This window comes from Amycolatopsis sp. NPDC004747 (genome assembly GCF_053601335.1).
Window position 1 is genome coordinate 292,611 of the sequence record NZ_JBSGBQ010000005.1, and the last position, 22,229, is coordinate 314,839.

The 22,229-nt window shown below is 71.1% G+C and carries 22 protein-coding genes and 1 tRNA gene; 19 read left to right on the forward strand and 4 right to left on the reverse strand.

Annotated elements, in window-relative coordinates:
* The first annotated feature begins 19 nt into the window (after positions 1-19).
* The 8 genes from ACWEGE_RS10285 to ACWEGE_RS10320 all read left to right on the forward strand — a co-directional run bounded on the left by ACWEGE_RS10285 (position 20) and on the right by ACWEGE_RS10320 (position 6,153).
* On the forward strand, positions 20-685 hold the full coding sequence (locus ACWEGE_RS10285) for a hypothetical protein (RefSeq protein WP_449660132.1): 666 nt from the start codon (positions 20-22) through the stop codon (positions 683-685).
* 72 nt (positions 686-757) lie between these two features.
* The gene (locus tag ACWEGE_RS10290; RefSeq protein WP_449660133.1) at positions 758-1,213 is read left to right on the forward strand and encodes an NUDIX domain-containing protein; all 456 of its coding nucleotides are present in this window, start codon (positions 758-760) and stop codon (positions 1,211-1,213) included.
* Positions 1,213-1,488, forward strand: coding sequence for a hypothetical protein (locus ACWEGE_RS10295; RefSeq protein WP_449660134.1), 276 nt, complete (start codon positions 1,213-1,215; stop codon positions 1,486-1,488). Before ACWEGE_RS10290 ends, ACWEGE_RS10295 begins: the two co-directional genes overlap by 1 nt.
* 14 nt (positions 1,489-1,502) lie before the next feature.
* The gene (locus ACWEGE_RS10300) at positions 1,503-2,438 is read left to right on the forward strand and encodes a bifunctional DNA primase/polymerase (protein ID WP_449660135.1); all 936 of its coding nucleotides are present in this window, start codon (positions 1,503-1,505) and stop codon (positions 2,436-2,438) included.
* Between the two features lie 34 nt (positions 2,439-2,472).
* The gene (locus ACWEGE_RS10305; RefSeq protein ID WP_449660136.1) at positions 2,473-3,450 is read left to right on the forward strand and encodes an AAA family ATPase; all 978 of its coding nucleotides are present in this window, start codon (positions 2,473-2,475) and stop codon (positions 3,448-3,450) included.
* Between the two features lie 188 nt (positions 3,451-3,638).
* Positions 3,639-4,358, forward strand: a complete 720-nt coding sequence (locus ACWEGE_RS10310) for a hypothetical protein (RefSeq protein ID WP_449660137.1) — start codon at positions 3,639-3,641, stop codon at positions 4,356-4,358.
* A gap of 197 nt (positions 4,359-4,555) precedes the next feature.
* Positions 4,556-4,741, forward strand: a complete 186-nt coding sequence (locus ACWEGE_RS10315; RefSeq protein ID WP_449660138.1) for a helix-turn-helix transcriptional regulator — start codon at positions 4,556-4,558, stop codon at positions 4,739-4,741.
* Positions 4,738-6,153, forward strand: a complete 1,416-nt coding sequence (locus ACWEGE_RS10320; protein ID WP_449660139.1) for a tyrosine-type recombinase/integrase — start codon at positions 4,738-4,740, stop codon at positions 6,151-6,153. The genes ACWEGE_RS10315 and ACWEGE_RS10320 overlap by 4 nt, the downstream gene beginning before the upstream one ends.
* A gap of 128 nt (positions 6,154-6,281) precedes the next feature.
* Here ACWEGE_RS10320 and ACWEGE_RS10325 read toward each other — a convergent pair.
* Positions 6,282-6,354 (reverse strand) — tRNA-Arg (locus ACWEGE_RS10325).
* Between the two features lie 150 nt (positions 6,355-6,504).
* Here ACWEGE_RS10325 and ACWEGE_RS10330 point away from each other — a divergent pair.
* On the forward strand, positions 6,505-7,605 hold the full coding sequence (locus ACWEGE_RS10330; protein WP_449660140.1) for an epoxide hydrolase family protein: 1,101 nt from the start codon (positions 6,505-6,507) through the stop codon (positions 7,603-7,605).
* On the opposite strand, the gene ACWEGE_RS10335 is transcribed toward ACWEGE_RS10330, so the two are convergent.
* Positions 7,602-8,438, reverse strand: a complete 837-nt coding sequence (locus ACWEGE_RS10335; protein ID WP_449660141.1) for an SDR family oxidoreductase — start codon at positions 8,436-8,438, stop codon at positions 7,602-7,604. The two genes, ACWEGE_RS10330 and ACWEGE_RS10335, sit on opposite strands and share 4 nt — an antisense overlap.
* Positions 8,439-8,542: 104 nt before the next feature.
* Here ACWEGE_RS10335 and ACWEGE_RS10340 point away from each other — a divergent pair, with 104 nt between their 5' ends.
* Both ACWEGE_RS10340 and ACWEGE_RS10345 read left to right on the forward strand, forming a co-directional pair.
* A complete protein-coding gene (locus ACWEGE_RS10340; RefSeq protein WP_449660142.1) occupies positions 8,543-8,962 on the forward strand; it encodes a MarR family winged helix-turn-helix transcriptional regulator in 420 nt (139 codons plus the stop codon).
* Between the two features lie 153 nt (positions 8,963-9,115).
* Entirely contained in the window at positions 9,116-10,036 is a 921-nt protein-coding gene (locus ACWEGE_RS10345) for a cation diffusion facilitator family transporter (RefSeq protein ID WP_449660143.1), read from the forward strand.
* 4 nt (positions 10,037-10,040) lie between these two features.
* On the opposite strand, the gene ACWEGE_RS10350 is transcribed toward ACWEGE_RS10345, so the two are convergent.
* On the reverse strand, positions 10,041-10,760 hold the full coding sequence (locus tag ACWEGE_RS10350; RefSeq protein WP_449660144.1) for a DUF305 domain-containing protein: 720 nt from the start codon (positions 10,758-10,760) through the stop codon (positions 10,041-10,043).
* On the reverse strand, positions 10,760-11,584 hold the full coding sequence (locus ACWEGE_RS10355) for a DUF3105 domain-containing protein (protein WP_449660145.1): 825 nt from the start codon (positions 11,582-11,584) through the stop codon (positions 10,760-10,762). The genes ACWEGE_RS10350 and ACWEGE_RS10355 overlap by 1 nt, the downstream gene beginning before the upstream one ends.
* Positions 11,585-11,846: 262 nt before the next feature.
* Here ACWEGE_RS10355 and argS point away from each other — a divergent pair, with 262 nt between their 5' ends.
* From argS to prfA, 8 genes are all read left to right on the forward strand, one after another.
* On the forward strand, positions 11,847-13,502 hold the full coding sequence (gene argS / locus ACWEGE_RS10360; protein WP_449660146.1) for an arginine--tRNA ligase: 1,656 nt from the start codon (positions 11,847-11,849) through the stop codon (positions 13,500-13,502).
* A 3-nt stretch (positions 13,503-13,505) separates the two neighbouring features.
* Positions 13,506-14,936, forward strand: a complete 1,431-nt coding sequence (lysA, locus tag ACWEGE_RS10365; protein WP_449660147.1) for a diaminopimelate decarboxylase — start codon at positions 13,506-13,508, stop codon at positions 14,934-14,936.
* 6 nt (positions 14,937-14,942) lie between these two features.
* Positions 14,943-16,253: a homoserine dehydrogenase gene (locus ACWEGE_RS10370; protein WP_449660148.1), complete on the forward strand. Its 1,311-nt coding sequence runs from the start codon at positions 14,943-14,945 to the stop codon at positions 16,251-16,253.
* Positions 16,254-16,329: 76 nt separating this feature from the next.
* Entirely contained in the window at positions 16,330-17,391 is a 1,062-nt protein-coding gene (gene thrC / locus ACWEGE_RS10375) for a threonine synthase (RefSeq protein WP_449660149.1), read from the forward strand.
* Entirely contained in the window at positions 17,388-18,272 is an 885-nt protein-coding gene (gene thrB, locus ACWEGE_RS10380; protein ID WP_449660150.1) for a homoserine kinase, read from the forward strand. Before thrC ends, thrB begins: the two co-directional genes overlap by 4 nt.
* 409 nt (positions 18,273-18,681) lie before the next feature.
* On the forward strand, positions 18,682-20,643 hold the full coding sequence (gene rho, locus ACWEGE_RS10385; RefSeq protein WP_449660151.1) for a transcription termination factor Rho: 1,962 nt from the start codon (positions 18,682-18,684) through the stop codon (positions 20,641-20,643).
* A gap of 181 nt (positions 20,644-20,824) precedes the next feature.
* Entirely contained in the window at positions 20,825-21,055 is a 231-nt protein-coding gene (gene rpmE, locus ACWEGE_RS10390; RefSeq protein ID WP_086840656.1) for a 50S ribosomal protein L31, read from the forward strand.
* 78 nt (positions 21,056-21,133) lie between these two features.
* Entirely contained in the window at positions 21,134-22,204 is a 1,071-nt protein-coding gene (prfA, locus tag ACWEGE_RS10395) for a peptide chain release factor 1 (RefSeq protein ID WP_449660152.1), read from the forward strand.
* Positions 22,205-22,229: the final 25 nt, after the last annotated feature.

Genomic DNA, 22,229 nt, shown 5'->3' on the forward strand with positions numbered 1-22,229 from the left:
ACGACGGGAAGGAATCGCTATGTGTCGCTCCACATCGGACGGCGGCCGCCGCTGCACCGGCAGCAGCAAGGCCCGCGCCCGCGCACTCGGCACCGCCCGCAAAGCCGTCGAACGCGCCCGCCACACCCTCAACCAGGCCCGCGCCACCGGCGACCCGGCCGCCGTGAACGCGGCCGAAGCCAAGCTCACCGCCGCACAGCAACACCTCGACGACACCCGCGCCGCCCACCCCCACACCCCCGCCGCAGGTCAGCCCCAGGGACACGACACCGGCGAGGCCCCGGCCACGCCCGAGGACACCACCGCCGACACCGGCTCAGCTACCGACGCGGCCCACAACGAAACCGCAGCTCACCACAGGGACACGACAGCCCAGACCACCAGCCACATCGGACTTAACAGCACCACGTTCACCAACTACGCCGCTCCCGGCGCGACCGTGGGCCTGCAGGCCCACACCGTCACCGGAGCCACCGTCGTCATGGGCGGCGGCCCGGCCCCCGCCGGCATGCCGGACCAGGTGCGCAACCTGCACGGGCGGGTGCAGTCCGCCATGGCCGCCGGCCGCTACACCGCCCACCACAGCGACGACATCACCGAACCCGGTCCCGGCACCAACACCGCCGGCGCGGGCGAACGTGTCGCGTTCCAGGTCGGCACCGTCCACCGCCGCGACAACACCTGAGCACCCAGCCAAACCCCAGTTCACAGCAGGGACACGACACCCCACACCACCGTCCGGAAAGGACACCGCGCGATGGACCACACCCACGACACCCACGAAACGGTCCGGCTCACCGCCGACGTGCTCACCTTCGCCCGCTTCCGCGGCGTCTGGCACATCCTGATGATCCAGCGCCGCTGGGACCCCTTCTGCGGCCAGTGGGCGTTCCCCGGCGGGCACGTCGACCCCGGCGAGACCTTCCGCGCCGCCGCCGCCCGGGAGCTGACCGAAGAAACCGGGCTGCACCTGACCGACCTGCGCCAGCTCGGCATCTACGACCAGCCGAACCGCGACCCCCGCGGCCGGTACGTCACCGTCGCATTCTTCGCCGTCCTGCCCGCCCCGGTCCGGCCCACCGCCGGCGACGACGCCGCGGCCGCGGCGTGGCTGCCGGTGCCCTGGCTGCTGCGCAACCGCGACGCGATCGCCTTCGACCACGCCGACATCCTCGCCGACGCCGCCTCCACCCTGACCCGAAAGGACGCCTGATGACCACCGCCCCCGCCGCCATCGAGGTGTTCACCGACGAAGACGGCAACTACCACGTCGTCGGCCCGTGCACCCGCGAACACGCGCTCGCCCTGATGCGCGACCACGCCGCCTACCTCGAGGACAGCCACGGGCCCAACGCCCTCGCCCCCGAGCACCTCGACTGCTGGTGGGCACGCAACCCGGTACCCGGCATCCCCGACGGGGACGTGATCTACGAGCCCGTCCCGGCCGGCACGCCCGGCGCCGTCCCCGTGACCACGTCGCTGTACTGAAAGAGGAGCCCGAGATGGATACGACCACAGTGGACGCCGCACTCGACGCGGCCCGCCGCGGCTGGCACGTCTTCCCGCTCCGACCGGGCAGCAAGCGCCCGGCCGGGCACGCCGAGGACCGGTGTCCCGGCACCGGCCGGTGCGCCGGCGGACACCGCACCTGGGAGCAGCGCGCCACCACCGACCCCGGCAAGATCCGCGCCGCGTGGACCCACGCGCCGTACGGGATCGGGATCGCCACCGGCCCGTCCGGACTGTGCGTGATCGACCTCGACACGCTCAAGCCCGGCGAAGCCGTGCCCCAGCGGTGGGCAGCGGCCGGCGCCCGGTGCGGGGAAGACGTGCTCGCCGTCCTCGCCGCCGAAGCCGGGCAGGAGCTGCCCGGGGACACGCTCACGGTCCGGACGCCCTCCGGTGGGCTGCACCTGTACTACCGGGTTCCGGGGGACACGACACTCCGGAACACCAGCGGGGACCGCGGTCAGGGGCTCGGATGGAAGGTCGACACCCGAGCGTGGGGCGGATACGTCGTCGGCCCCGGCACGCTCAGCGGCACCGGCCGCTACGGCTACGTGTGGGACGGGTCGGTGGCGGAGCTGCCCGGCTGGCTGGTCGACCGGCTCACCCCCGCCCCGTTGCCGGCCGCGCCGGTGCGACCGATCCGGCCGGCCGGTGACCGGCGCTCCCGCTACCTCATCGCCGCGATACGGGCAGAGGCTGGGAAGGTCGCCGACGCCAAAACCAACCGCAACGCCACCCTCTACGCCGCTGCGATCGCCCTCGGGCAACTGGTCGAAGGTGACGCGCTCACCGAAGAGGAAGTGCGCGCCGCGCTGATGACCGCGGCTGGCCGGCACATCGGGACGCGGCACTTCACCGCCCGCGAGGCCGAAGCCACGATCACGTCCGGTCTGCGGGCCGGAGCGAAGCGCCCCCGCCAGGTCGCCTGACCTGCACGTTGTCACGTCCCTGGAGGTCCACGCCATGACCACGCCCCGTCCGCTGGCCGCCGTGCCAACACCGCCCGCCCGCCGCACCCGGTGGACGGATGCGGAGCTGATGCGAGAGGAGTTCCCGCCGGTCAAGTGGGCCGTTCCCGGCCTGCTCGCCGAAGGGGTCAACCTGCTGGCTGGCGCGCCCAAGCTGGGGAAGTCGTGGATGTCCCTCGGGCTCGCCGCGTCCATCGCGAACGGGGAACCCGCGCTCGGCTCGATCGACGTGGAGCGCGGCCCGGTCCTCTACTGCGCGCTGGAGGACACCGGCCGCCGGTTGCAGCGCCGGCGGCGGCAGCAGATCGCCGCGGGCGGGCGCCCGTCGCCGCTGCTGACCCTGGAAACCTCGTGCCCCACCATGAACGCCGGTGGGGACGAGGTGCTCCGGGAGTGGCTGGAGGAGAACCCAACAGCGCGGCTGGTCATCATCGACACACTGCAGAAGATCCGCGGCCCGGTCCTGCCCGGGGCGTCCGCCTACGCCTCCGACTACGCCGCGGGCGCCCGGTTCAAGGAGATCGCTGACCACTACGGCGTGCCGTTCCTGCTGATCCACCACGTCCGCAAGCAGGACGCTGACGACTGGCAGAACATGGTTTCCGGCACCGCCGGGCTCACCGGCGCCATGGACGCCACTCTCGTGCTCGAACGCGCCCGCGGGCAAGCCGATGGCGTGCTGCACATGACCGGCCGCGACGTCGAAGAAACCGACTACGCGATGACCTTCGACGCGACCGCCGGCGCCTGGACCAAGCTCGACGGCCCCGCCTCCGACCACTTGGTCGCCGACACCCGCGCCGAGATCCTGCGCCTGCTGCGCGAACACGGGCCGCTCAAGCCCGCACGGATCGCCGAAGCGCTCGACATTGCTCCGGACAACGTCCGCAAGACCTGCTCGCGCATGGCCGACGCGGGACAGCTGCACAAGACACCCGCCGGCATCTACAGCGCCCCGGGCTCCAGGGACTAGGGGGACACCCCCGAGGTGTCACACCTGTCACCGCTGTCTCTCGACGTCACCTGACCAGCGCAAACAGGTGTGACAGCAGGAGTGACACCCGGAGGACCTGTCACACCCCGCCGTCACGCCGCGTCCGACCCCGCCCACCAGGTGGGGATGTGACAACTACCAGCTCACCGCACCGAGAGGAGACCCGGATGTGCCGCTCAGCCGTTGAAGGTGGTCGCCGGTGCAACGGACGCAGCTGCGGAGCAGCCGGCGCCCGCGCCCGGCAGGCCCGCTGCCGCGCCCGCACCAACCTCGAAGCCGCCCGCATCACCGGCGACCCGGACCGGATCGCCGCCGCCGAAACCAAGTACACCGCCGTCGCCGGCACCCCGCCGCCCCCGCCCGAGGCTGGTGCGTTCGCCGGACAGCTGCCCACCACACCCGAACCGATCACGCCGGAGAAGCCCATGCCGAAACCCGAGAAACCCCGCCCCAGCAAGCCGGAACCGACCAACGCGCCGACCGAGGACCGCATCCGCGACGCCGTCGCCAAGCTGGCTCGGGAGGAAGGCGGCTGGGTCGGTTTCGTGGAACTCCGCAAGATGCTCGGGAACGTCGACCACGACGAAGTGAGCCGCGCCCTGCGCGAAATGGCCCGCGCGAACCCCAACGTTCACCTCACAATGGAGGACAACCGCAAGGCGTTGAAGCAAGAGCATCACGACGCCGCAGTGCACTACAGCGGGGAACCCCAGCACTACATCGCCATCGAGCGCCCACGCGACCCCGGCGCAAAGGACCGCGTGCAGGCCGCCGGCATCGGTAACGCCAACGCCGATGACCTCGCGCAAGCTTTGCGGGACCCGCTCATCTCATCACAGACCTACGACGAGATCCGGGCCGAGCAGAAGCGCCGCGGACTTCCGTAGCGGCCTGACCTGCACATTGTCACGTCCCCGGCAGGTGTGACACCAGCGACCACCCCACCGGTGTCACACCTGTCACTCCGTCACTCAACCCACCCTGACCAGCGCAAACAGGTGTGACACCAGGTGTGACACCCACCGAGAGGAGTCCCCATGTTCGTCGCGTCGCCGTCTGCCCGCCTAGCTCTGGAGACACTGACATGGCTGCACGTGAACACCTCACCGTTGACGAGTTCTGCGAAGAGTTCGATATCGCCCGGTCGACCTTTGATGACTGGCGTGCCAAGGGACGCGCGCCGCGCTGCCTGAAGCTCCCCAACCGCCAATTGCGCATCCGACGTGCCGACGTCGACGTCTGGCTTGAGTCCTGTTTGGAGGCAGCGTGAACACGAGCTATCAGGTGCGGGTTTTCGGCATCACGCCGCGCAAGAACCGACAGGGCAAGTTCACGGCACACGCGGTGCGGTGGCAGGTGGAGAAGTCCCGTTTCTGGAAGACATTCAAGGTTGCCGCACAGGCGGACAGCTTCCGTTCGGAGCTGATCTTGGCACAGCGGGCCGGTACTCCGTTCGACCTGAGCACCGGCCTGCCGGTGGAACACAGCAAGCCGGTTGAGCGCATGTCGTGGTTCGTGATGACGTGCAAGTACCTGGACATGAAGTGGCCGGATCTTGCCGCCACAGCACGCCAAACCACTGCTGAGGCGCTGATTCGAGTGCTGCCGGTCTTCGTGCCAGACAAGCCGGGGCGGCCCGACCCGGAGACCATTCGGTCGGCGGTTCGCCAATGGGGGTACAACACGCCACGGCGCGCGTCGGGCGCGCTGCCCGCCGACGCGGCGCGAGTCCTCGACTGGCTTTCTCGCCACACCGCGGCAGTCTCGACGGCCGCAGAGGCCGAGACGCTGCGCAGCTTGCAGCGGGCCGTCACGAAAAGGCTCGACGGCGAGCCTTACGCGCCCACGGTCGCCCGTCGAACCCGTTCGGTGCTGTCCAACACGCTCGACTACGCCGCGAAGGAACTCAAGGTGCTTGATAGCAACCCTTTGCCAGGCACGAAATGGACGAACATGCCGAAGGGCAAGCGCAAGGTCGATCGGCGTGCCGTTCCCAACCCAGTCCAGGCCCGCACCCTGTTGCGGATCCTGGGAGAGACCGCGCGCAGCGGGCCGCACCTCGAAGCCTTTTTCGCGCTCATGTACTTCGCTGCGCTCCGCCCGGAAGAGGCGACGAACCTCCGCAAGGAGCAGCTGACGCTGCCCGCCCCTCAAAAGAACCCCGACAACGGGGAGCTTGAGTACGACTGGGGGACGCTGCACCTCGAAACGGCAAGGCCGTACATCGATGCTCTGTGGACGGACGGCGGCACGGTGGGGGAGGACCGGCCGCTGAAGTCGCGGTCCGCGGGGGAGGTGCGGCCGGTGCCCTGCGCACCCGAGCTGACCGCGATCCTGTGGCGCCACATCGAGCAATTCGGCTACGGTCCGGATGGCCGCCTGTTCGTCGGTGAGCGCGGGGGACCGGTCTCGAAGGTCACCTACACCAAGGTGTTCCGTGCGGCCCGGGAGGCGACGTTTACGGCCGAAGTAGCGCGGGGTCCGCTGGCGCGCCGACCGTACGACCTCCGCCACGCCGCGGTGAGCACCTGGCTGGCTGCCGGGGTGCCGGCCGCAACGGTCGCCGAGTGGGCCGGCCAGTCGATCGCCGTGCTGCTGGAGGTCTACGCCAGCTTCCTCGACGGCGGGGAGGAGGCTGCCAAGCGGCAGATCGAGCGTGCGCTCGGCAGTCCGCCGCGGTGAGCGCGCACACGCATCGCACACAGACGCCCGGATCCGGCCGTGGTCCGCCGGGGTTGGCCGGGTAAGACGTGAATCGGCCCCTACCGCGTTCTCGCTGGTAGGGGCCGGTTTTGCGTGTTCAAAGAGAGTGCCCTCGGCAGGATTCGAACCTGCGACACCTGCCTCCGGAGGGCAGTGCTCTATCCCCTGAGCTACGAGGGCCCATCGCTGGGCGACTCCGAAAGCTTAGCGCATGCCCCGCAACCCCCCTCCCGCAGGTGGTCCAACACCCAACCGCCCTGGTCAGGGCGGGGAAGTTGATCGATTCGGGCGGACGTCGCTAGCGTGGGAAGCCCACCCGAAGGAGCCGAGATGGCCGAGCCGTTCCTGGTAGCTCTCGACGAGGGTGATGTCGCCGATCTGCGGGAGCGGTTGCGGCGGACGCGGTGGCCGGAGGCCGAGACCGTCGATGACTGGTCGCAGGGGGTGCCGCTCGCCTACGTGCGCGAACTCTGCCGTGACTGGGGCGAGGAGTACGACTTCGGGTTCGCCCGCCGGCTCAATGCCTTTCCGCAGTTCCGGGCCACCGTCGACGGCGTGGGCCTGCACTTCCTGCACGTCCGGTCGCCCGAGGCGGATGCTCTTCCGCTCGTTCTCACCCACGGGTGGCCCGGGTCCGTTTTCGAATTCCTCGACGTCCTCGGGCCGCTCACCGATCCCGCCGGGCACGGGGGTGATCCCGCCGATGCCTTCCACGTCGTCGTGCCGTCGCTGCCCGGGTTCGGGTGGAGTGACAAGCCCGCCCTCAAGATCCGGCGGGTTGCCGAACTGTGGGACCAGCTCATGACGTCGCTCGGCTACGACCGCTACGGCGCCCAGGGCGGTGACTGGGGCGCCGCCGTCGCGAACGCCCTGGCGCGGTCCGGACACGTTGCCGGGGTGCACGTCAACTTCGCGCCCGTGCGGATGGACACCGCCGATCCGACGCCCGGGGAGCGGCGGGCACTGGCCGATCTCGAGGAGTTCCGGCGCAGCGGCAGCGGGTACGCCGCCCAGCAGGGCACCCGGCCGCAGACGCTCGGCTACGGCCTCACCGACTCGCCCGCCGCCCAGGCCGCCTGGATCGCCGAGAAGCTCTGGGCCTGGACCGACCACAAGGGGAACCTGGAGGACGCCGTCGACCGGCGGCGGATCCTGGACGCGATCTCCGTCTACTGGTTCACCGCGACCGCGGCCTCTTCCGCGCGGATGTACTGGGAGAACAACGACCGCGATCTGTCCACTGTGGAGGTCCCGGCCGGTGTTTCGGTGTTCCCGAAGGAGATCGTGCGGCCGTCGCGGCGGCAGGCCGAGCAGCGCTACACCGATCTGCGCTGGTTCGAGGAGCTGCCCGCCGGCGGGCACTTCGCCGCGCTGGAGCAGCCGGAGCTGTTCGTCGAGCAGGTGCGCGGGTTCTTCCGGCTGGTGCGCTAGGCGAGCCAGCCACTGGTCATCCGCTGCACGGCCGAGCCGTCGCGGTCGGCGAGCTTGGCGGCGGTGAAGTCCTCGGCCCACTTCGACGTCTGGATCCGGAAGGCCGGCGTCTCCGTGGTCATCGCGGCCAGGATCACTTCGGCGACCTCGTCGGCCGTCTGCGCGCCCCGGAACGACTTCGTGACGTTGGCGATGTACTTGTTCAGCGACTCCGCGTACGGGCCCGCCGAGGCGAAGAGCCGCTCGTCGACCCCGACGTTGTTGACGAACTCCGTCGCGACCGCGCCCGGCTCGACCACGCACACCGTGACGCCCTGGGCCGCGGCGACCGGCGCCAGCGACTCCATCATGCCCTCGACGGCGAACTTCGCCGCGCAGTAAGCCTCGTTGAAGGGCTGCCCGACGACGCCGCCGACGCTGGTCACCGTGATCACGCGGCCGCCGCTCGCGCGCAGGGCCGGCAGTGCGGCCCTGGTCGTCTCGGCCACGCCGAAGAAGTTGACCTCCATGGTCTCGCGGACCGCCGAGAGCGGCTCCTGCTCGAGCGTGCCGAGGTGACCGGCGCCGGCGTTGTTGACCAGGACGTCGAGCCGGCCGTGGTCGGCGAGGACGCCTTCGACCGCCGCGCCGACCGAGCGGGCGTCGGTGACGTCGAGCGGGCGGACGTCCAGCTCGACCCCGGCGTCGGCGGCGGCCTTGCGCAGGCGGTCCGCCCGGCCGGGGTCGCGCAGCGTGGCGACCGCGCGGAAGCCCCGCCGGGCCGCCAGCACCGCCGTGGCCAGGCCGATCCCGGTGGACGTGCCGGTGATCAGGGCGACGCGGTCGTTGCTCATCGGGAACCTCGATCTGTTCAGCAGTGTGATGGTTAATGTAGTGAACTAAAATGACTATAGGCATGGATGGTTCATGCAGTCAACTATCGGCATACACTCGGCGCATGAGCGCTGACCCGGTCACCGAAGACGTCGTCGCCCTGCTGGCGCGGATCGTCGACCGGTTCGTCGGGTCGTACGAGTCCGCGGCGGCGGCGCAGGGGCTGACCACGGTGCAGGCGAAGGTGCTCGCCGCCCTCGACGAACCGCTGCCCATGCACCGGATCGCCGAGAAGCTGAAGTCCGAGCGGTCCAACGTGACCGGGATCATCGACCGGCTCGAAGCCCGCGGCCTGGTGGAGCGCCGTCCGGGTGAACGCGACCGGCGGATCAAGAACATCGTGGCCACGCCCGCGGGTGCCGAGCTGGCGCGCAACTTCCGCCAGGCGCTGGGGTTCGCGGCCGAGCCGCTGGCCGCGCTGGCGCCGGAGGAGCGCGTCCGGCTGCGTGACCTGCTCGGGCGCATGGTCGACGCCGAAGCGTGACGAGTCCGCCCGGCGGGAAACCCCGCCTGGTGGATTGGGTGGCTCTGCCGCGCGCGGTAGCTTGCCGGTGAGTGATCTTGGGCTGCCCTCTGTTGTACATATGCGCATCCGACTATATGTTTGACCCGACGGTGAACCGGGAACGGAGGCGGAATGGGTCAGGGACACGGCCACGGGCACGCGATCGCGCCGGCGAGCGCGTCGGGGCGCCATGTGCGGGGTCTGGCCATCGCCCTGGGCGTCGGCGCCGGCTTCATGGTGCTCGAGTTCGTCGTCAGCCTGGCGACCGGCTCACTGGCCCTGATGTCGGACGCGGCGCACATGTTCACCGACGTCCTCGGTGTCGGCATGGCCCTGACCGCGATCATCCTGGCGCGGCGCAGCGGCCCGACCGTCGGCCGCACGTTCGGGCTCTACCGCGCGGAGGTGCTGGCCGCGCTGGCCAACGCGGTGCTGCTGTTCGGCGTCGCGGGGTACGTCCTGATCGAGGCCATCGGCCGCATCGGCGACCCGCCGACGGTGCCGGGCCTGCCGGTGCTGCTGGCCGCGGCGGCCGGCCTGGTGGCCAACCTGGTGTCGTTCGCGGTGCTGCGCGCGGGCGCGAAGGAGAGCCTCAACGTCCGCGGCGCGTACCTCGAGGTACTGGCCGACCTGATCGGCTCGGTCGGCGTCCTGGTCAGCGGCGCGGTGACGCTGCTGACGGGCTGGCGCTACGCCGACCCGATCATCGGTGTCGCGATCGGGCTGTGGGTGCTGCCCCGCACGTGGACGCTGGCGCGCCGGGCGCTGCGCATCCTGTTCCAGCACGCGCCCCAGGGCGTCGACGTCGGCGCGATCAACGCGGAGCTCTCGGCGCTGCCGGGCGTGGCGGACGTGCACGACCTGCACGTCTGGACGTTGACCTCGGGCATGGAGGTGGCTTCGGCGCACCTGACGCTGGCACCGCCGGCGAAGCAGTCGGACGTGCTGACGGAGGCGCAGAACCTGCTCTCTTCGCGGTACGCGATCGAACACGCGACGCTGCAGGTGGAGGCGCCGCAGTGCGCCCGCCGCTGCCAGGAGCTGTCCTGGTGAGGCCCTAAGCGGGCAGCGGCTGGGCGCCCCGGCCCGAAAGCATCAGCTTGATCTGGTCCATCTCCGCGCCCTGGGACGTCAGGATGCTGTTCACCAGCGCCTTCAACGCCGGCAGCGTCGAATGCGCCGCCGCGTACTGGGCCATCGACGTCCCGCCCTGGTGGTGGCGGAGCATCAGCTGCAGGAAGAACACGTCGAATTCGCGGCCCGACAGCGAACGCAGCTTCTTGAGGTCCTCGTCCGTCGCCATGCCCGGCATCAGCGGGCCGCCGGCGGGGTTGACCGAAGACGGGGCCATCGACATCCCCGGCATGTCACCGTGGCCCGGCATCGGTTCCGTCATCCACTGCATCGGCGCGCCGATCGGCTGCTCGGGCCGGTCCCACAGCATGAGCCAGCCCTTCATGCGGCCGACCTGCTCGAGCTGCGTGCGCTCGATGTCGAACGACAGCTGCTTGATCTCCGGGTCGGTCGTGCGGTCGCGGGCGATGCCCGCCATCGTCACCGCCTGGAGGTGGTGCGTCGACATGTCCTGGGCGAAGCCGACCTCGACCGAGCCTGCCGCCGGAGCGGCGGCCGGCTCGTCGTCGACGGCGCGGGTGAGGAACATCCCCGCCGTCGCGCCGATCAGCAGGACCGCGAGCAGTGTCCCGCCGATGATCACCCAGCGCGACCAGGTCGGCTGCTCGGTGACTTCTTCGGGATCGAGGTCGGCTTCGGACATCACTTGGTCGGCGTGGGGGAGGCGGGGGCGGAGGCCGGGGCCGAGGACGCCGGGGCGGAGGGCGCCGGCATGCCGTTCTCGCCCTGGGCGGCGGTGCTGCCCTTGTAGTCCATCGGCTTCGCGTCGGGGCCGGGCTTCGCCGGGTCGAACGGCGGCGGGTTGTCCGGGTCGAACTGGCCCGGCACCGCGTCGCAGGACGCGCCGACCTCGGGGTACACGCCGTTCGGGTTGCTGCGCAGCGCCGCGATGAACTCGTCGATCCGCGGGTCGTTGGCGTCGTCCAGCTTCAGCTGGTGGCCCCACGACTGCAGCGAGATCGGCTTGTCCAGGCCCGGGTACGGCGACAGCATCGTGTACGGCTTGCCCTTGGCGCGGACGCTCAGCAGGTTGAGCGCGTCACCCGAGACCTGCTGCGGGTTGTAGGCGATCCAGACGGCGCCGTGCTCGAGCGCGTGCACCATGTTCTCGGTGCGGACGGCGGTCGGGTAGACGGTGCCGGTGCAGGTGGCCCACGTCTGGTCGTGCGGGCCGCCGAACGGCGGGGTCTTGTCGTAGGCGACGCGCTCGGTCGGGAGCACGTGGACGCTGCCCGTGTAGGTCGCGGTCACCACGCCGGGGATGCGCTTCGAGGGGTCCGGGTCCTGCGCGGACGGCGCGAACGACGCGGCCGCGGCCTCGCGGTCGGCCTGCGCGCGCTTCGGCGCGGACTGCACCATGTAGTAGATGATCACCGAAGCGGCCAGCGCCACGATGGCGACGACGGCGATGATCGTCCCCCACGGCGTGCCCTTCTTGCTCACCACGGAACCGCGGGCCGCCTTCACCGCCGACCCCTTTTTCCGAGTTGTCCCGTTCGCCATGGCTTCCGCGTTCTCCCTCTGGTGGCTGCGGACGGATTCCCGCCGGGGCCAGTCTAGGGGCCACCCGTCTGGTCACGGTTAACACCTCGCAGTGCCCGACCGAGGCTCCGCCTCGGGCCGGGGGCTCCGCCACCTGGAGCCCCCGAAAAGCCCACTTGACCCACCCGTCGTGACGTGACCGAGACCGATGCAAGCGCCCGACCTGGGCACACCTAGAATTCGGCAAGTGACTCCCGCCGCTCTCGCCGACCTGGTCCGCAGCTCCGCCGTGCAGGTGCTCGCCGCACGCGGCATCGACGACGCCGTGCTGCCGGAGCAGGTGACCATCGAACGCCCGCGCAACCCCGAACACGGCGACTACGCGACGAACCTGGCCCTGCAGGTGGCCAAGAAGGCCGGCCTCAAGCCGCGTGACTTCGCCGAAGCGCTCGCCGAGGCGGTCTCGGCGGACGACGGCGTCGCCTCGGCCGAGGTGGCAGGCCCCGGCTTCCTCAACTTCCGGCTCGCCGCCGCCGCGCAGGGCGACATCGTGCGCCAGGTCCTCGACGCCGGCGCCTCCTACGGCCGCGGCGACGCGCTGACCGGCACGAAGATCAACCTCGAGTTCGTCTCGGCGAACCCGACCGGCCCGATCCACCTCGGCGGCACCCGCTGGGCGGCGGTCGGCGACGCGCTGGGCCGCGTGCTGGCCGCGCAGGGCGGCGACGTCACCCGCGAGTACTACTTCAACGACGCCGGCGCGCAGATCGACCGGTTCGTCCGGTCGCTGATCGCCGCCGCGAAGGGCGAGCCCGCGCCGGAGGACGGCTACGCGGGTGGCTACATCAACGACATCGCCGCCGAGGTCATCAAGGCGGAGCCGAGCGCGCTGTCGCTGCCCGAGGCCGAGCGGCACGAGACGTTCCGCCGGATCGGCATCGAGCTGATGTTCTCCGAGATCAAGCAGAGCCTGCACGAGTTCGGCACCGACTTCGACGTCTACTTCCACGAGAACTCGCTGCACGAGTCCGGCGCGGTCGACGCCGCCGTCCAGCAGCTGAAGGACTCCGGGAACCTGTACTTCGACGAAGGCGCCTGGTGGCTGAAGTCGTCGGAGTACGGCGACGACAAGGACCGCGTCGTCATCAAGCAGGACGGCAACCCGGCCTACATCGCCGGCGACCTGGCCTACTTCAAGGACAAGCGCAACCGCGGCTTCGACCTGTGCATCTACATGCTCGGCGCGGACCACCACGGCTACATCGCCCGCCTCAAGGCCGCGGCCGCGGCGTTCGGCGACGACCCGGCGACCGTCGAGGTGCTGATCGGCCAGATGGTCAACCTGGTCAGCGAGGGCAAGCCGGTGCGGATGTCCAAGCGCGCGGGCACCGTGATCACCATGGAGGACCTCGTCGAGGCCGTCGGCGTCGACCCGGCCCGCTACGAGCTGATCCGGTACTCGGTGGACTCCACTTTGGACGTCGACCTTGACCTGCTGCGCAAGCACTCCAACGACAACCCGGTCTACTACGTCCAGTACGCCCACGCGCGGCTGGCGTCCCTGCAGCGCAACGCGGCCGATCTCGGCCTCAAGTCCACTTCGGACGTCGATTTCGGACTGCTCACGCTGCCCGCCGAGGGCGACCTGATCCGCACCATCGGCGAGTTCCCGGAAACCGTGCGCCGCGCCGCCGAAATGCGGGAGCCGCACCGGATCGCGCGCTACCTCGAAGAACTCGCGGGCGCCTACCACAAGTTCTACACCGTCGGCCGCGTGCTGCCCATGGGCGACGAAGAGGCGACCCCTCTGACGTTCGCCCGGCTCGCGCTGTGCGAAGCCGCCCGCCAGGTGCTGGCGAACGGCCTCGCCCTCCTCGGTGTCTCCGCTCCGGAACGGATGTAACAGATGGCGCACCCCGCGGGCCCAAGGCACGCCGACGTCTACCCCCACGCCGACACCTCCGGGCTGCAGCCGTCGGGGGTCGAGGAGCTCGACAAGCTGCCCGCGAAAGTGTGGCCGCGCAACACCTTCCGCGCGGCCGACGGCGTCGTCCGGATCGCCGGCGTCGACGTCCGAGAGCTCGCCGAGCAGCACGGCACGCCGTTGTTCGTGGTCGACGAAGCCGACTTCAAGTCGCGCTGCGCGGACTACGCCGAGGCGTTCGACGACCCGTCGCTCGTGCACTACGCGTCCAAGGCGTTCCTCTCCATCGAGGTCGCCCGCTGGGTGGCCGAGCAGGGGCTGAGCCTGGACGTCTGTAGCGGCGGCGAGCTGGCCGTGGCCCAGCGCGCGGACTTCCCGGCCGAGCGGATCACCTTCCACGGCAACAACAAGTCGCCCGCCGAGCTGGAGGCCGCGGTCGTCGCCGGGGTCGGCACGGTCGTGCTCGACTCCTACTTCGAGATCGCCCGGCTGGCCGACATCGCGGCGCGCCACGAGGTCGTGCAGCCGGTGCTGATCCGGGTCACCGTCGGCGTCGAGGCGCACACGCACGAGTTCATCGCGACCGCCCACGAGGACCAGAAGTTCGGGTTCTCGCTGGCCAGCGGCGACGCCGCCGAGGCGGTCCGCCGGGTGCTCAACGCGCGGTCGCTCAAGCTCGTCGGCCTGCACAGCCACATCGGCTCGCAGATCTTCGACGCCGACGGCTTCGAGGTCGCCGCCCGCCGCGTGGTCGGCCTGCTCGCCGACCTGGCCAAGGAGCACGGCACCGAGCTGCTCGACCAGCTGAGCCTGGTCGACCTCGGCGGCGGCTTCGGCATCGCCTACACGGAAAAGGACAACCCGCCGCCGCCCGCGCAGATGATCACGCAGATCCGCGAGATCGTCCGCAAGGAGTGCGCGTACGCGGGCCTGCCGGTGCCGCGGATCGCCGGCGAGCCGGGCCGCGCGATCGCCGGTCCCGGCACGATCACGCTCTACGAGGTCGGCACCATCAAGGACGTTTCGCTCGGCGACGAGTCGGCGCGGCGGTACGTCAGCGTCGACGGCGGGATGAGCGACAACATCCGCACCGCGCTCTACGACGCCGTGTACGACGTCCGGCTGGTTTCCCGTTCCGCGGGCGACAACGATCAGCCGGTACCGGCCGTGTTGTCCCGGGTCGTGGGAAAACACTGTGAGTCCGGCGACATCGTCGTACGAGACTGCTGGCTGCCCGACACGCTGGCTCCCGGCGACCTGCTGGCGGTCGCGGCGACCGGCGCGTACTGCTATTCGATGGCGAGCACGTACAACCGGATGCCCCGCCCGGCCGTGGTCGCCGTGCGCAACGGCAGCTCCCGGCTGCTGCTGCGGCGGGAGACGACCGACGACATGCTGCGCCTGGAGGTCTGAAACACCGTGTCTGCCCCAGAACGAGGTGCGATCAGGGTCGCCCTGCTCGGCTGCGGGACCGTCGGCGGCGAGGTCGCCCGGCTGCTCACCGAGCAGGCGGAGGAGCTGGCCGCGCGGGCGGGCGCGCCGGTCGAGCTGGCCGGCATCGCCGTCCGCCGCCCGGACAAGCACCCCGAGCTGCCGCCGGAGCTGCTGACCGCCGACGCCGAGAAGCTCGTGACCAGCGAAGACGTCGACGTCGTCGTCGAGCTGGTCGGCGGGATCGAGCCGGTGCGCGGCTGGCTGCTCGCCGCGCTGAAGGCCGGGAAGTCGGTCGTCACGGCGAACAAGGCGCTGCTGGCCGAGCACTCCGCGGACCTGTTCGAGGCGGCCGACGCCGCGGGCGCCGACCTGTACTTCGAGGCCGCGGTGGCCGGGGCCATCCCGCTGCTGCGCCCGCTGCGGGAATCACTGGCCGGCGACCGGATCACCCGCGTGATGGGCATCGTCAACGGCACCACGAACTACATCCTGTCGGCGATGGACTCCACCGGCGCCGGCTACGCCGAGACGCTCGACGAAGCCAGCCGGCTCGGGTACGCCGAGGCCGACCCGACCGCCGACGTCGACGGCTACGACGCCGCGTCGAAGGCCGCGATCCTCGCCTCCCTCGCCTTCCACACCCGCGTGACGGCGTCGGACGTGCACCGCGAGGGCATCGCCGACGTGACCGCCGCGGACCTGGCGGCGGCCCGGATGCTGGGCCGCACGGTGAAGCTGCTGGCCATCTGTGAGCGAGTCACCGACGACGACGGCGTCGAGTCGGTTTCCGCCCGCGTGCACCCGGTGATGATCCCGCGCCGCCACCAGCTGGCCGGCGTCGGCGGCGCGTTCAACGCCGTCTACGTCGAGGCCGACGCCGCGGGCGAGCTGATGTTCTACGGCCAGGGCGCCGGCGGGGCGCCGACCGCGAGCGCGGTGCTCGGCGACCTCGTCGCGGTGGCCCGCAACCGGGTGGCCGGCGGCCGCGGCCCGCGCGAATCCGCGCACGCGGCCCTGCCGGTGCGGCCGATGGGCCAGACGCCGACCCGGTACCACGTCAGCCTTTCCGTCGCCGACCGCGCCGGTGTGCTCGCGCAGGTGGCGCAGGCGTTCGCCGACCACGGCGTCAGCATCGCGGCGGTGCGGCAGAGCGACGTCGGCGACCGCGCGAGCCTGGTCGTGGTGACGCACCAGGCGCCGGACGCCGCCCTGCAGTCCACTGTGGACGAGATCGCGCGGCTCGACGTCGTGCACGAAGTTGTCAGCGTGATGCGGGTGGAAGGCGAAGACCAGTGAGCGACGCTTGCGAGCGAACCATGGACATCATGCGCCGAAAAGAATCAGACACTGTCTCGCGGAGCGAGGCGATCGCATGAGCAGCCAGGCCTGGCCGGGGATCATCGAGGCTTATCGGGACCGCATCCCGGTCCCGGAGGGCGCGCGGGTCGTCACGCTCGGGGAGGGCAACACGCCGCTGCTGCCCGCCCACCACCTGTCCGAGCTGACCGGCTGCGAGGTCTACCTCAAGGTCGAGGGGGCCAACCCGACCGGCTCGTTCAAGGACCGCGGGATGACCGTGGCCATCACGCACGCGCTGGCCAGCGGCCTCAAGGCGGTGATCTGCGCGTCGACCGGCAACACCTCCGCCTCGGCCGCCGCCTACGCCGCCCGCGCCGGGCTCACCTGCGCGGTGCTGGTGCCGCAGGGCAAGATCGCGATGGGCAAGCTCGCCCAGGCCGTGCTGCACGGCGCGCGGATCCTGCAGGTCGACGGCAACTTCGACGACTGCCTCGAGCTGGCCCGCAAGACCGCGGCCGACTACCCGGTCACGCTGGTCAACTCGGTGAACCCGGTGCGCATCGCGGGCCAGAAGACCGCGGCCTTCGAGATCTGCGACGTGCTCGGCGCGGCGCCGGACATCCACTGCCTGCCGGTCGGCAACGCCGGCAACATCACCGCCTACTGGGCGGGGTACGCGGAGTACGCGGCCGACGGTGTGGTGAAGAACACCCCGCGGATGTTCGGCTTCCAGGCGGCCGGCGCGGCGCCGCTGGTGCACGGCGAGCCGGTGGCGGACCCGGAGACGGTCGCGACCGCGATCCGGATCGGCAGCCCGGCGTCGTGGACGGCCGCGGTGAAGGCGAAGGACGAGTCGGAGGGGCTCTTCGAAGCCGTCACCGACGAGAAGATCCTCGAGGCGTACCGGCTGCTCGCGGGCCGCGAAGGCGTGTTCGTCGAGCCGGCGTCGGCCACCAGCGTGGCGGGCCTGCTGGCCACGGCGGCCGACGGACGGCTCCCGCGCGGGTCGCGGGTCGTCTGCACGGTCACCGGGCACGGCCTGAAGGACCCGCAGACGGCCCTGGCGGGCAACGTCGAGGTCGAACCCCTCGCCGTGGACCCCTCGGCCGTCGCGGCGGCGCTGGACCTGCGGTGAAGGCCTTCAAGGTCACCGTCCCGGCGTCGACGGCGAACCTGGGGCCGGGCTTCGACGCCTTCGGCATGGCGCTGAGCCTGTACGACGTCGTCGAGGTGCGGGTCACCGACACCGGGCTCAAGGTCGAGGTCATCGACGCCGGCGCCGGTGGCGTCGAGGACGTCCCGACCGACGAGACGCACCTGCTGGTGCGCGCGATCCGCAAGACCTGCGCGCACCTCGGCTTCGAGCCGCCCGGCCTGCACCTGCGCTGCTTCAACGCGATCCCGCACGCCCGCGGCCTCGGCTCGTCCGCGGCCGCGGTGGTGTCCGGCGTGGCCGCCGGGTACGCGCTGGCCGGCCGGGAGATCGACGCGTTCGACGCGCTGCAGCTGGCCGCCGGCTTCGAAGGCCACGCCGACAACGCCGCCGCGAGCCTGCTGGGCGGGCTGGTGCTGGCCTGGTGCGAAGGCGACCGCTTCCACGCCGAGCGGTTCACGCCGCACCCGTCGATCCGGCCGGTCGTGGCCGTGCCGTCGGTGCGCTCGGCCACCGCGACCACGCGCGGCCTGCTGCCCTCGACCGTGCCGCACGCCGACGCCGCGCACAACGCCGGGCGCGCCGCGCTCGCCGTCCACGCGCTGACGGCGAAGCCGGAGCTGCTGCTCACGGCCACCGAGGACCGGCTGCACCAGCACTACCGCGCGCCCGCGTACCCGGCGAGCGCGGAGCTGGTGGCGACGCTCCGTGCACGGGGAGTGGCCGCCGCGATCTCCGGCGCCGGTCCCACGGTGCTCGCGCTGACGACCGCGGGAATACTCCCGCCGGACGCCGGCGTTGACGGTTTCGACGTCCTGGAGCTGCCCGTGGATCTCACGGGCGTGCAGGTTGCGGCTCAGTAAAGGCTGGGTCACGTGGCCGACGGGGTAGCCGCCACGCGGGGGGTGGTTGTTGCACCCGGCACCGCTGCGGTCTACCCTCGGGGGCGTTCGATCACCGTGCGTTTCCGCACCCGATGCCGGTCCCGGGGAATCCCCGGATCGCATCCTTCGTCGATCCGCCGAATCCGCACCGCCTGGCACGCGGGGTAACGCGGAGGGACGCAGGCGGGTTTCCGGTCTCGGCGGTGCCGAATTCCGCGTCCTCCGTTTGGAGGACGCAAACCCCTGTGGTGGAGGCGCTCCAGCTGTGTTTCGCACGGCCGAAGAGCTCATCTCGCGTATCGGGGGGCAACTACGCCGGTTCGCGATCAGAAGCGAGCGGCAGTCCGCTGATCCACCTGGAGGCGTGGATCGGTCAGGAAGGACATGTGTGAGCAACACCGATCTTTTGAGCGACGTGAGCGGCACGGCCGAGACGAACGGCACCGCCCCCGCTCCCAAGCGGACGGTCGGCGGGCTGACCGGTAAGACCGTCGCGGAGCTGCGTTCGCTGGCTGGGGAGCTCGGCGTCGGCGAGACGACGGGCATGCGCAAGGGCGACCTGATCGCCGCGATCCGCGAGCGCCAGGGCAAGTCCCGCAAGCCGCGTGCGGCGGCCGAGACGCTGCCACTGGAGGGTGTCGGCGAGCCGCCGAAGGCCCCCAAGGCCGAGGCGAAGGCCGAAGCGCCCGCTGCCCCGGCGGAGACCAAGCCGGAGCCCAAGGCCGAGGCGCCCGCCTCCGCGCCGTCGGACGACCGGCCGCAGGCCGAGCGCCCGCAGCAGGACCGGCAGGACGGCGGCCAGGGCCAGGACGGCCAGCCCGAGGAAGGCGGCCGCAGCCGGCGTCGCCGCGGCGCCAACCGCGCCGCCGGCGCCCCGGACGGCCAGCAGGGCGGCGACCGCCAGCAGGGTCAGCAGGGCGACCGCCAGCAGGGCGACCGCAACCGCGACCAGCAGCGCCAGGGCGGTGGCAACCGCGGCGACAACCGGGGTGACAACCGCCAGGACGGCAACCGCGGCGACCGCCAGCGCAACCAGCAGCAGGACGGCAACCGCGGCGACGGCAACCGCGGTGACAACCGCAACCAGCAGCCGGACGACGACGAGGAAGGCGGCCGTCGCGGCCGTCGCTTCCGCGACCGCCGTCGCCGGGGCAGCGGTGGCGGCCGGGGCGAAGGCGGTTCGCCGGACACCGAGATCCGCGAGGACGACGTCCTGCTGCCCGTCGCGGGCATCCTGGACGTGCTGGACAACTACGCGTTCGTCCGCACCTCCGGCTACCTCGCCGGCCCGAACGACGTGTACGTCTCGCTGTCGCTGGTCCGCAAGTACGGCCTGCGCCGCGGTGACGCCATCACCGGTGTCGTGCGCCAGCCGCGTGACGGCGAGCAGCAGCGGCAGAAGTTCAACCCGCTGGTGCGCGTCGACTCGATCAACGGCCTGGAGCCGGACGAGGCCAAGCGGCGTCCGGACTTCACCAAGCTGACCCCGCTGTACCCGAACGAGCGCCTGCGCCTGGAGACCGAGTCGCACAAGCTCACCACCCGCGTGATCGACCTGATCATGCCGGTCGGCAAGGGGCAGCGCGCCCTGATCGTGTCGCCGCCGAAGGCCGGCAAGACCACGATCATGCAGGACATCGCGAACGCGATCTCCACGAACAACCCCGAGTGCCACCTGATGGTCGTCCTGGTCGACGAGCGTCCGGAAGAGGTCACCGACATGCAGCGCTCGGTGAAGGGCGAGGTCATCGCCTCGACCTTCGACCGGCCGCCGTCCGACCACACCTCGGTCGCGGAGCTGTCGATCGAGCGGGCCAAGCGCCTGGTCGAGATGGGCCACGACGTCGTCGTGCTGCTCGACTCGATCACCCGCCTCGGCCGCGCGTACAACCTGGCGGCCCCGGCGTCCGGCCGGATCCTGTCCGGTGGTGTCGACTCGACCGCGCTGTACCCGCCGAAGCGGTTCCTGGGTGCGGCGCGCAACATCGAGAACGGCGGCTCGCTGACCATCTTCGCCACGGCGATGGTCGAGACCGGCTCGACGATGGACACGGTCATCTTCGAGGAGTTCAAGGGCACGGGCAACGCCGAGCTCAAGCTCGACCGGAAGATCGCCGAGCGCCGCGTGTTCCCGGCGGTCGACGTCAACCCGTCCGGCACCCGCAAGGACGAGCTGCTGCTCTCGCCGGACGAACTCGCGGTCACCGTGAAGCTGAGCCGGGTGCTGCACGCGCTCGACTCGCAGCAGGCCATCGACCTGCTGATCTCGCGCCTGCGGAAGACGAAGACCAACGTCGAGTTCCTGATGCAGGTCTCGAAGACCGCCCTCGGCGGCGGCGAAGACGACTGAGTCCCGTCTCGAAGGGGGCCTTCCCGGTACGCCGGGGAGGCCCCCTTCGCGGTGGGAATAGCTGGTCAGCGGGGTGCGTTCCAGTGAGCGTCTGCCCGTCTGGCAGAATTACCCGCTGAAGTCCGGCGCCGGTTCACCCCGTGGAACGACTGGGGACCCGGAGCCAACGAGAGAGGACACCATGAAGAGCGGTATTCACCCTGAGTACGTGGTCACGAACGTGAACTGCGACTGCGGCAACAGCTTCACCACGCGCAGCACCAAGACCAGCGGCAACATCCACGTCGAGATCTGCTCGAACTGCCACCCGTTCTACACGGGCAAGCAGAAGATCATGGACACCGGTGGCCGGGTCGCGCGCTTCGAGGCTCGCTACGGCAAGCGGCAGAAGAAGGACGCCGACGCCAAGTAGCTTTTCCGACGACGCCCACCCGCACGCGCGGGTGGGCGTCGTTTTTTGTGGTTCTTCCCGGGCTGAGAGGTGGCAGAGGTGGATTCGAGCTCGCTCAAGGGGCTGCTCGCCGAACACGCGGAGCTGGAGCAGCAGCTGGCGGACCCCGCGGTGCACGCCGACCAGGCGCGCGCCCGCAAGCTCGGCCGCCGGTACGCCGAGCTGACGCCGGTCGTCCGCGCGGTCCACGAGCTCGACACGGCGCGGGACGACCTCGCGGCCGCCCGCGAGCTGGCGTCCGAAGACGCCGGGTTCGCGGCGGAGGCCGAAGAGCTGGCTGCGAAGATCCCCGAACTGGAGTCGAAGCTCACCGAGCTGCTGCTCCCGCGCGACCCGTACGACGGCTCTGACGTCGTGATGGAGATCAAGTCCGGCGAAGGCGGCGAGGAGTCGGCCCTGTTCGCCGGCGACCTCCTGCGCATGTACCTGCGCTACGCCGAGCGCCACGGCTGGAAGGCGGAGGTCCTCGACTCGGTCGACTCCGACCTGGGTGGCTTCAAGGACGTCACGCTGTCGATCAAGAGCAAGACGGCCGACGTCGACGGCGTGTGGTCCCGGCTGAAGTTCGAGGGCGGCGTCCACCGCGTCCAGCGCGTGCCGGCGACCGAGTCGCAGGGCCGGATCCACACGTCGGCGTCCGGCGTGCTGATCTACCCGGAGCCGGAGGAGGTCGAGGTCGAGATCGACCCGAACGACCTGCGCATCGACGTGTTCCGCTCCTCGGGCCCGGGCGGCCAGAGCGTCAACACGACCGACTCGGCGGTCCGGATCACCCACCTGCCGACGGGCATCGTGGTGTCCTGCCAGAACGAGAAGTCCCAGATCCAGAACCGGGCCCGCGCCCTGCAGGTGCTGCAGGCCCGGTTGCAGGCGATCGCGGAGGAGGAGGCGGCGGCGAAGGCGTCGGACGCCCGCAAGTCCCAGGTCCGCACGGTCGACCGGTCGGAGCGCATCCGGACGTACAACTTCCCCGAGAACCGCATCTCGGACCACCGGGTGAACTACAAGGCGTACAACCTCGACCAGGTCCTGGACGGCGAGCTGGACGGCGTTTTGGACGCGCTGGCCACCGCGGACCGCGAAGAGCGCCTGGCGGCCCAGTCAGGCTGACGTCGAGCGCCCGGGGGCCGGCGAT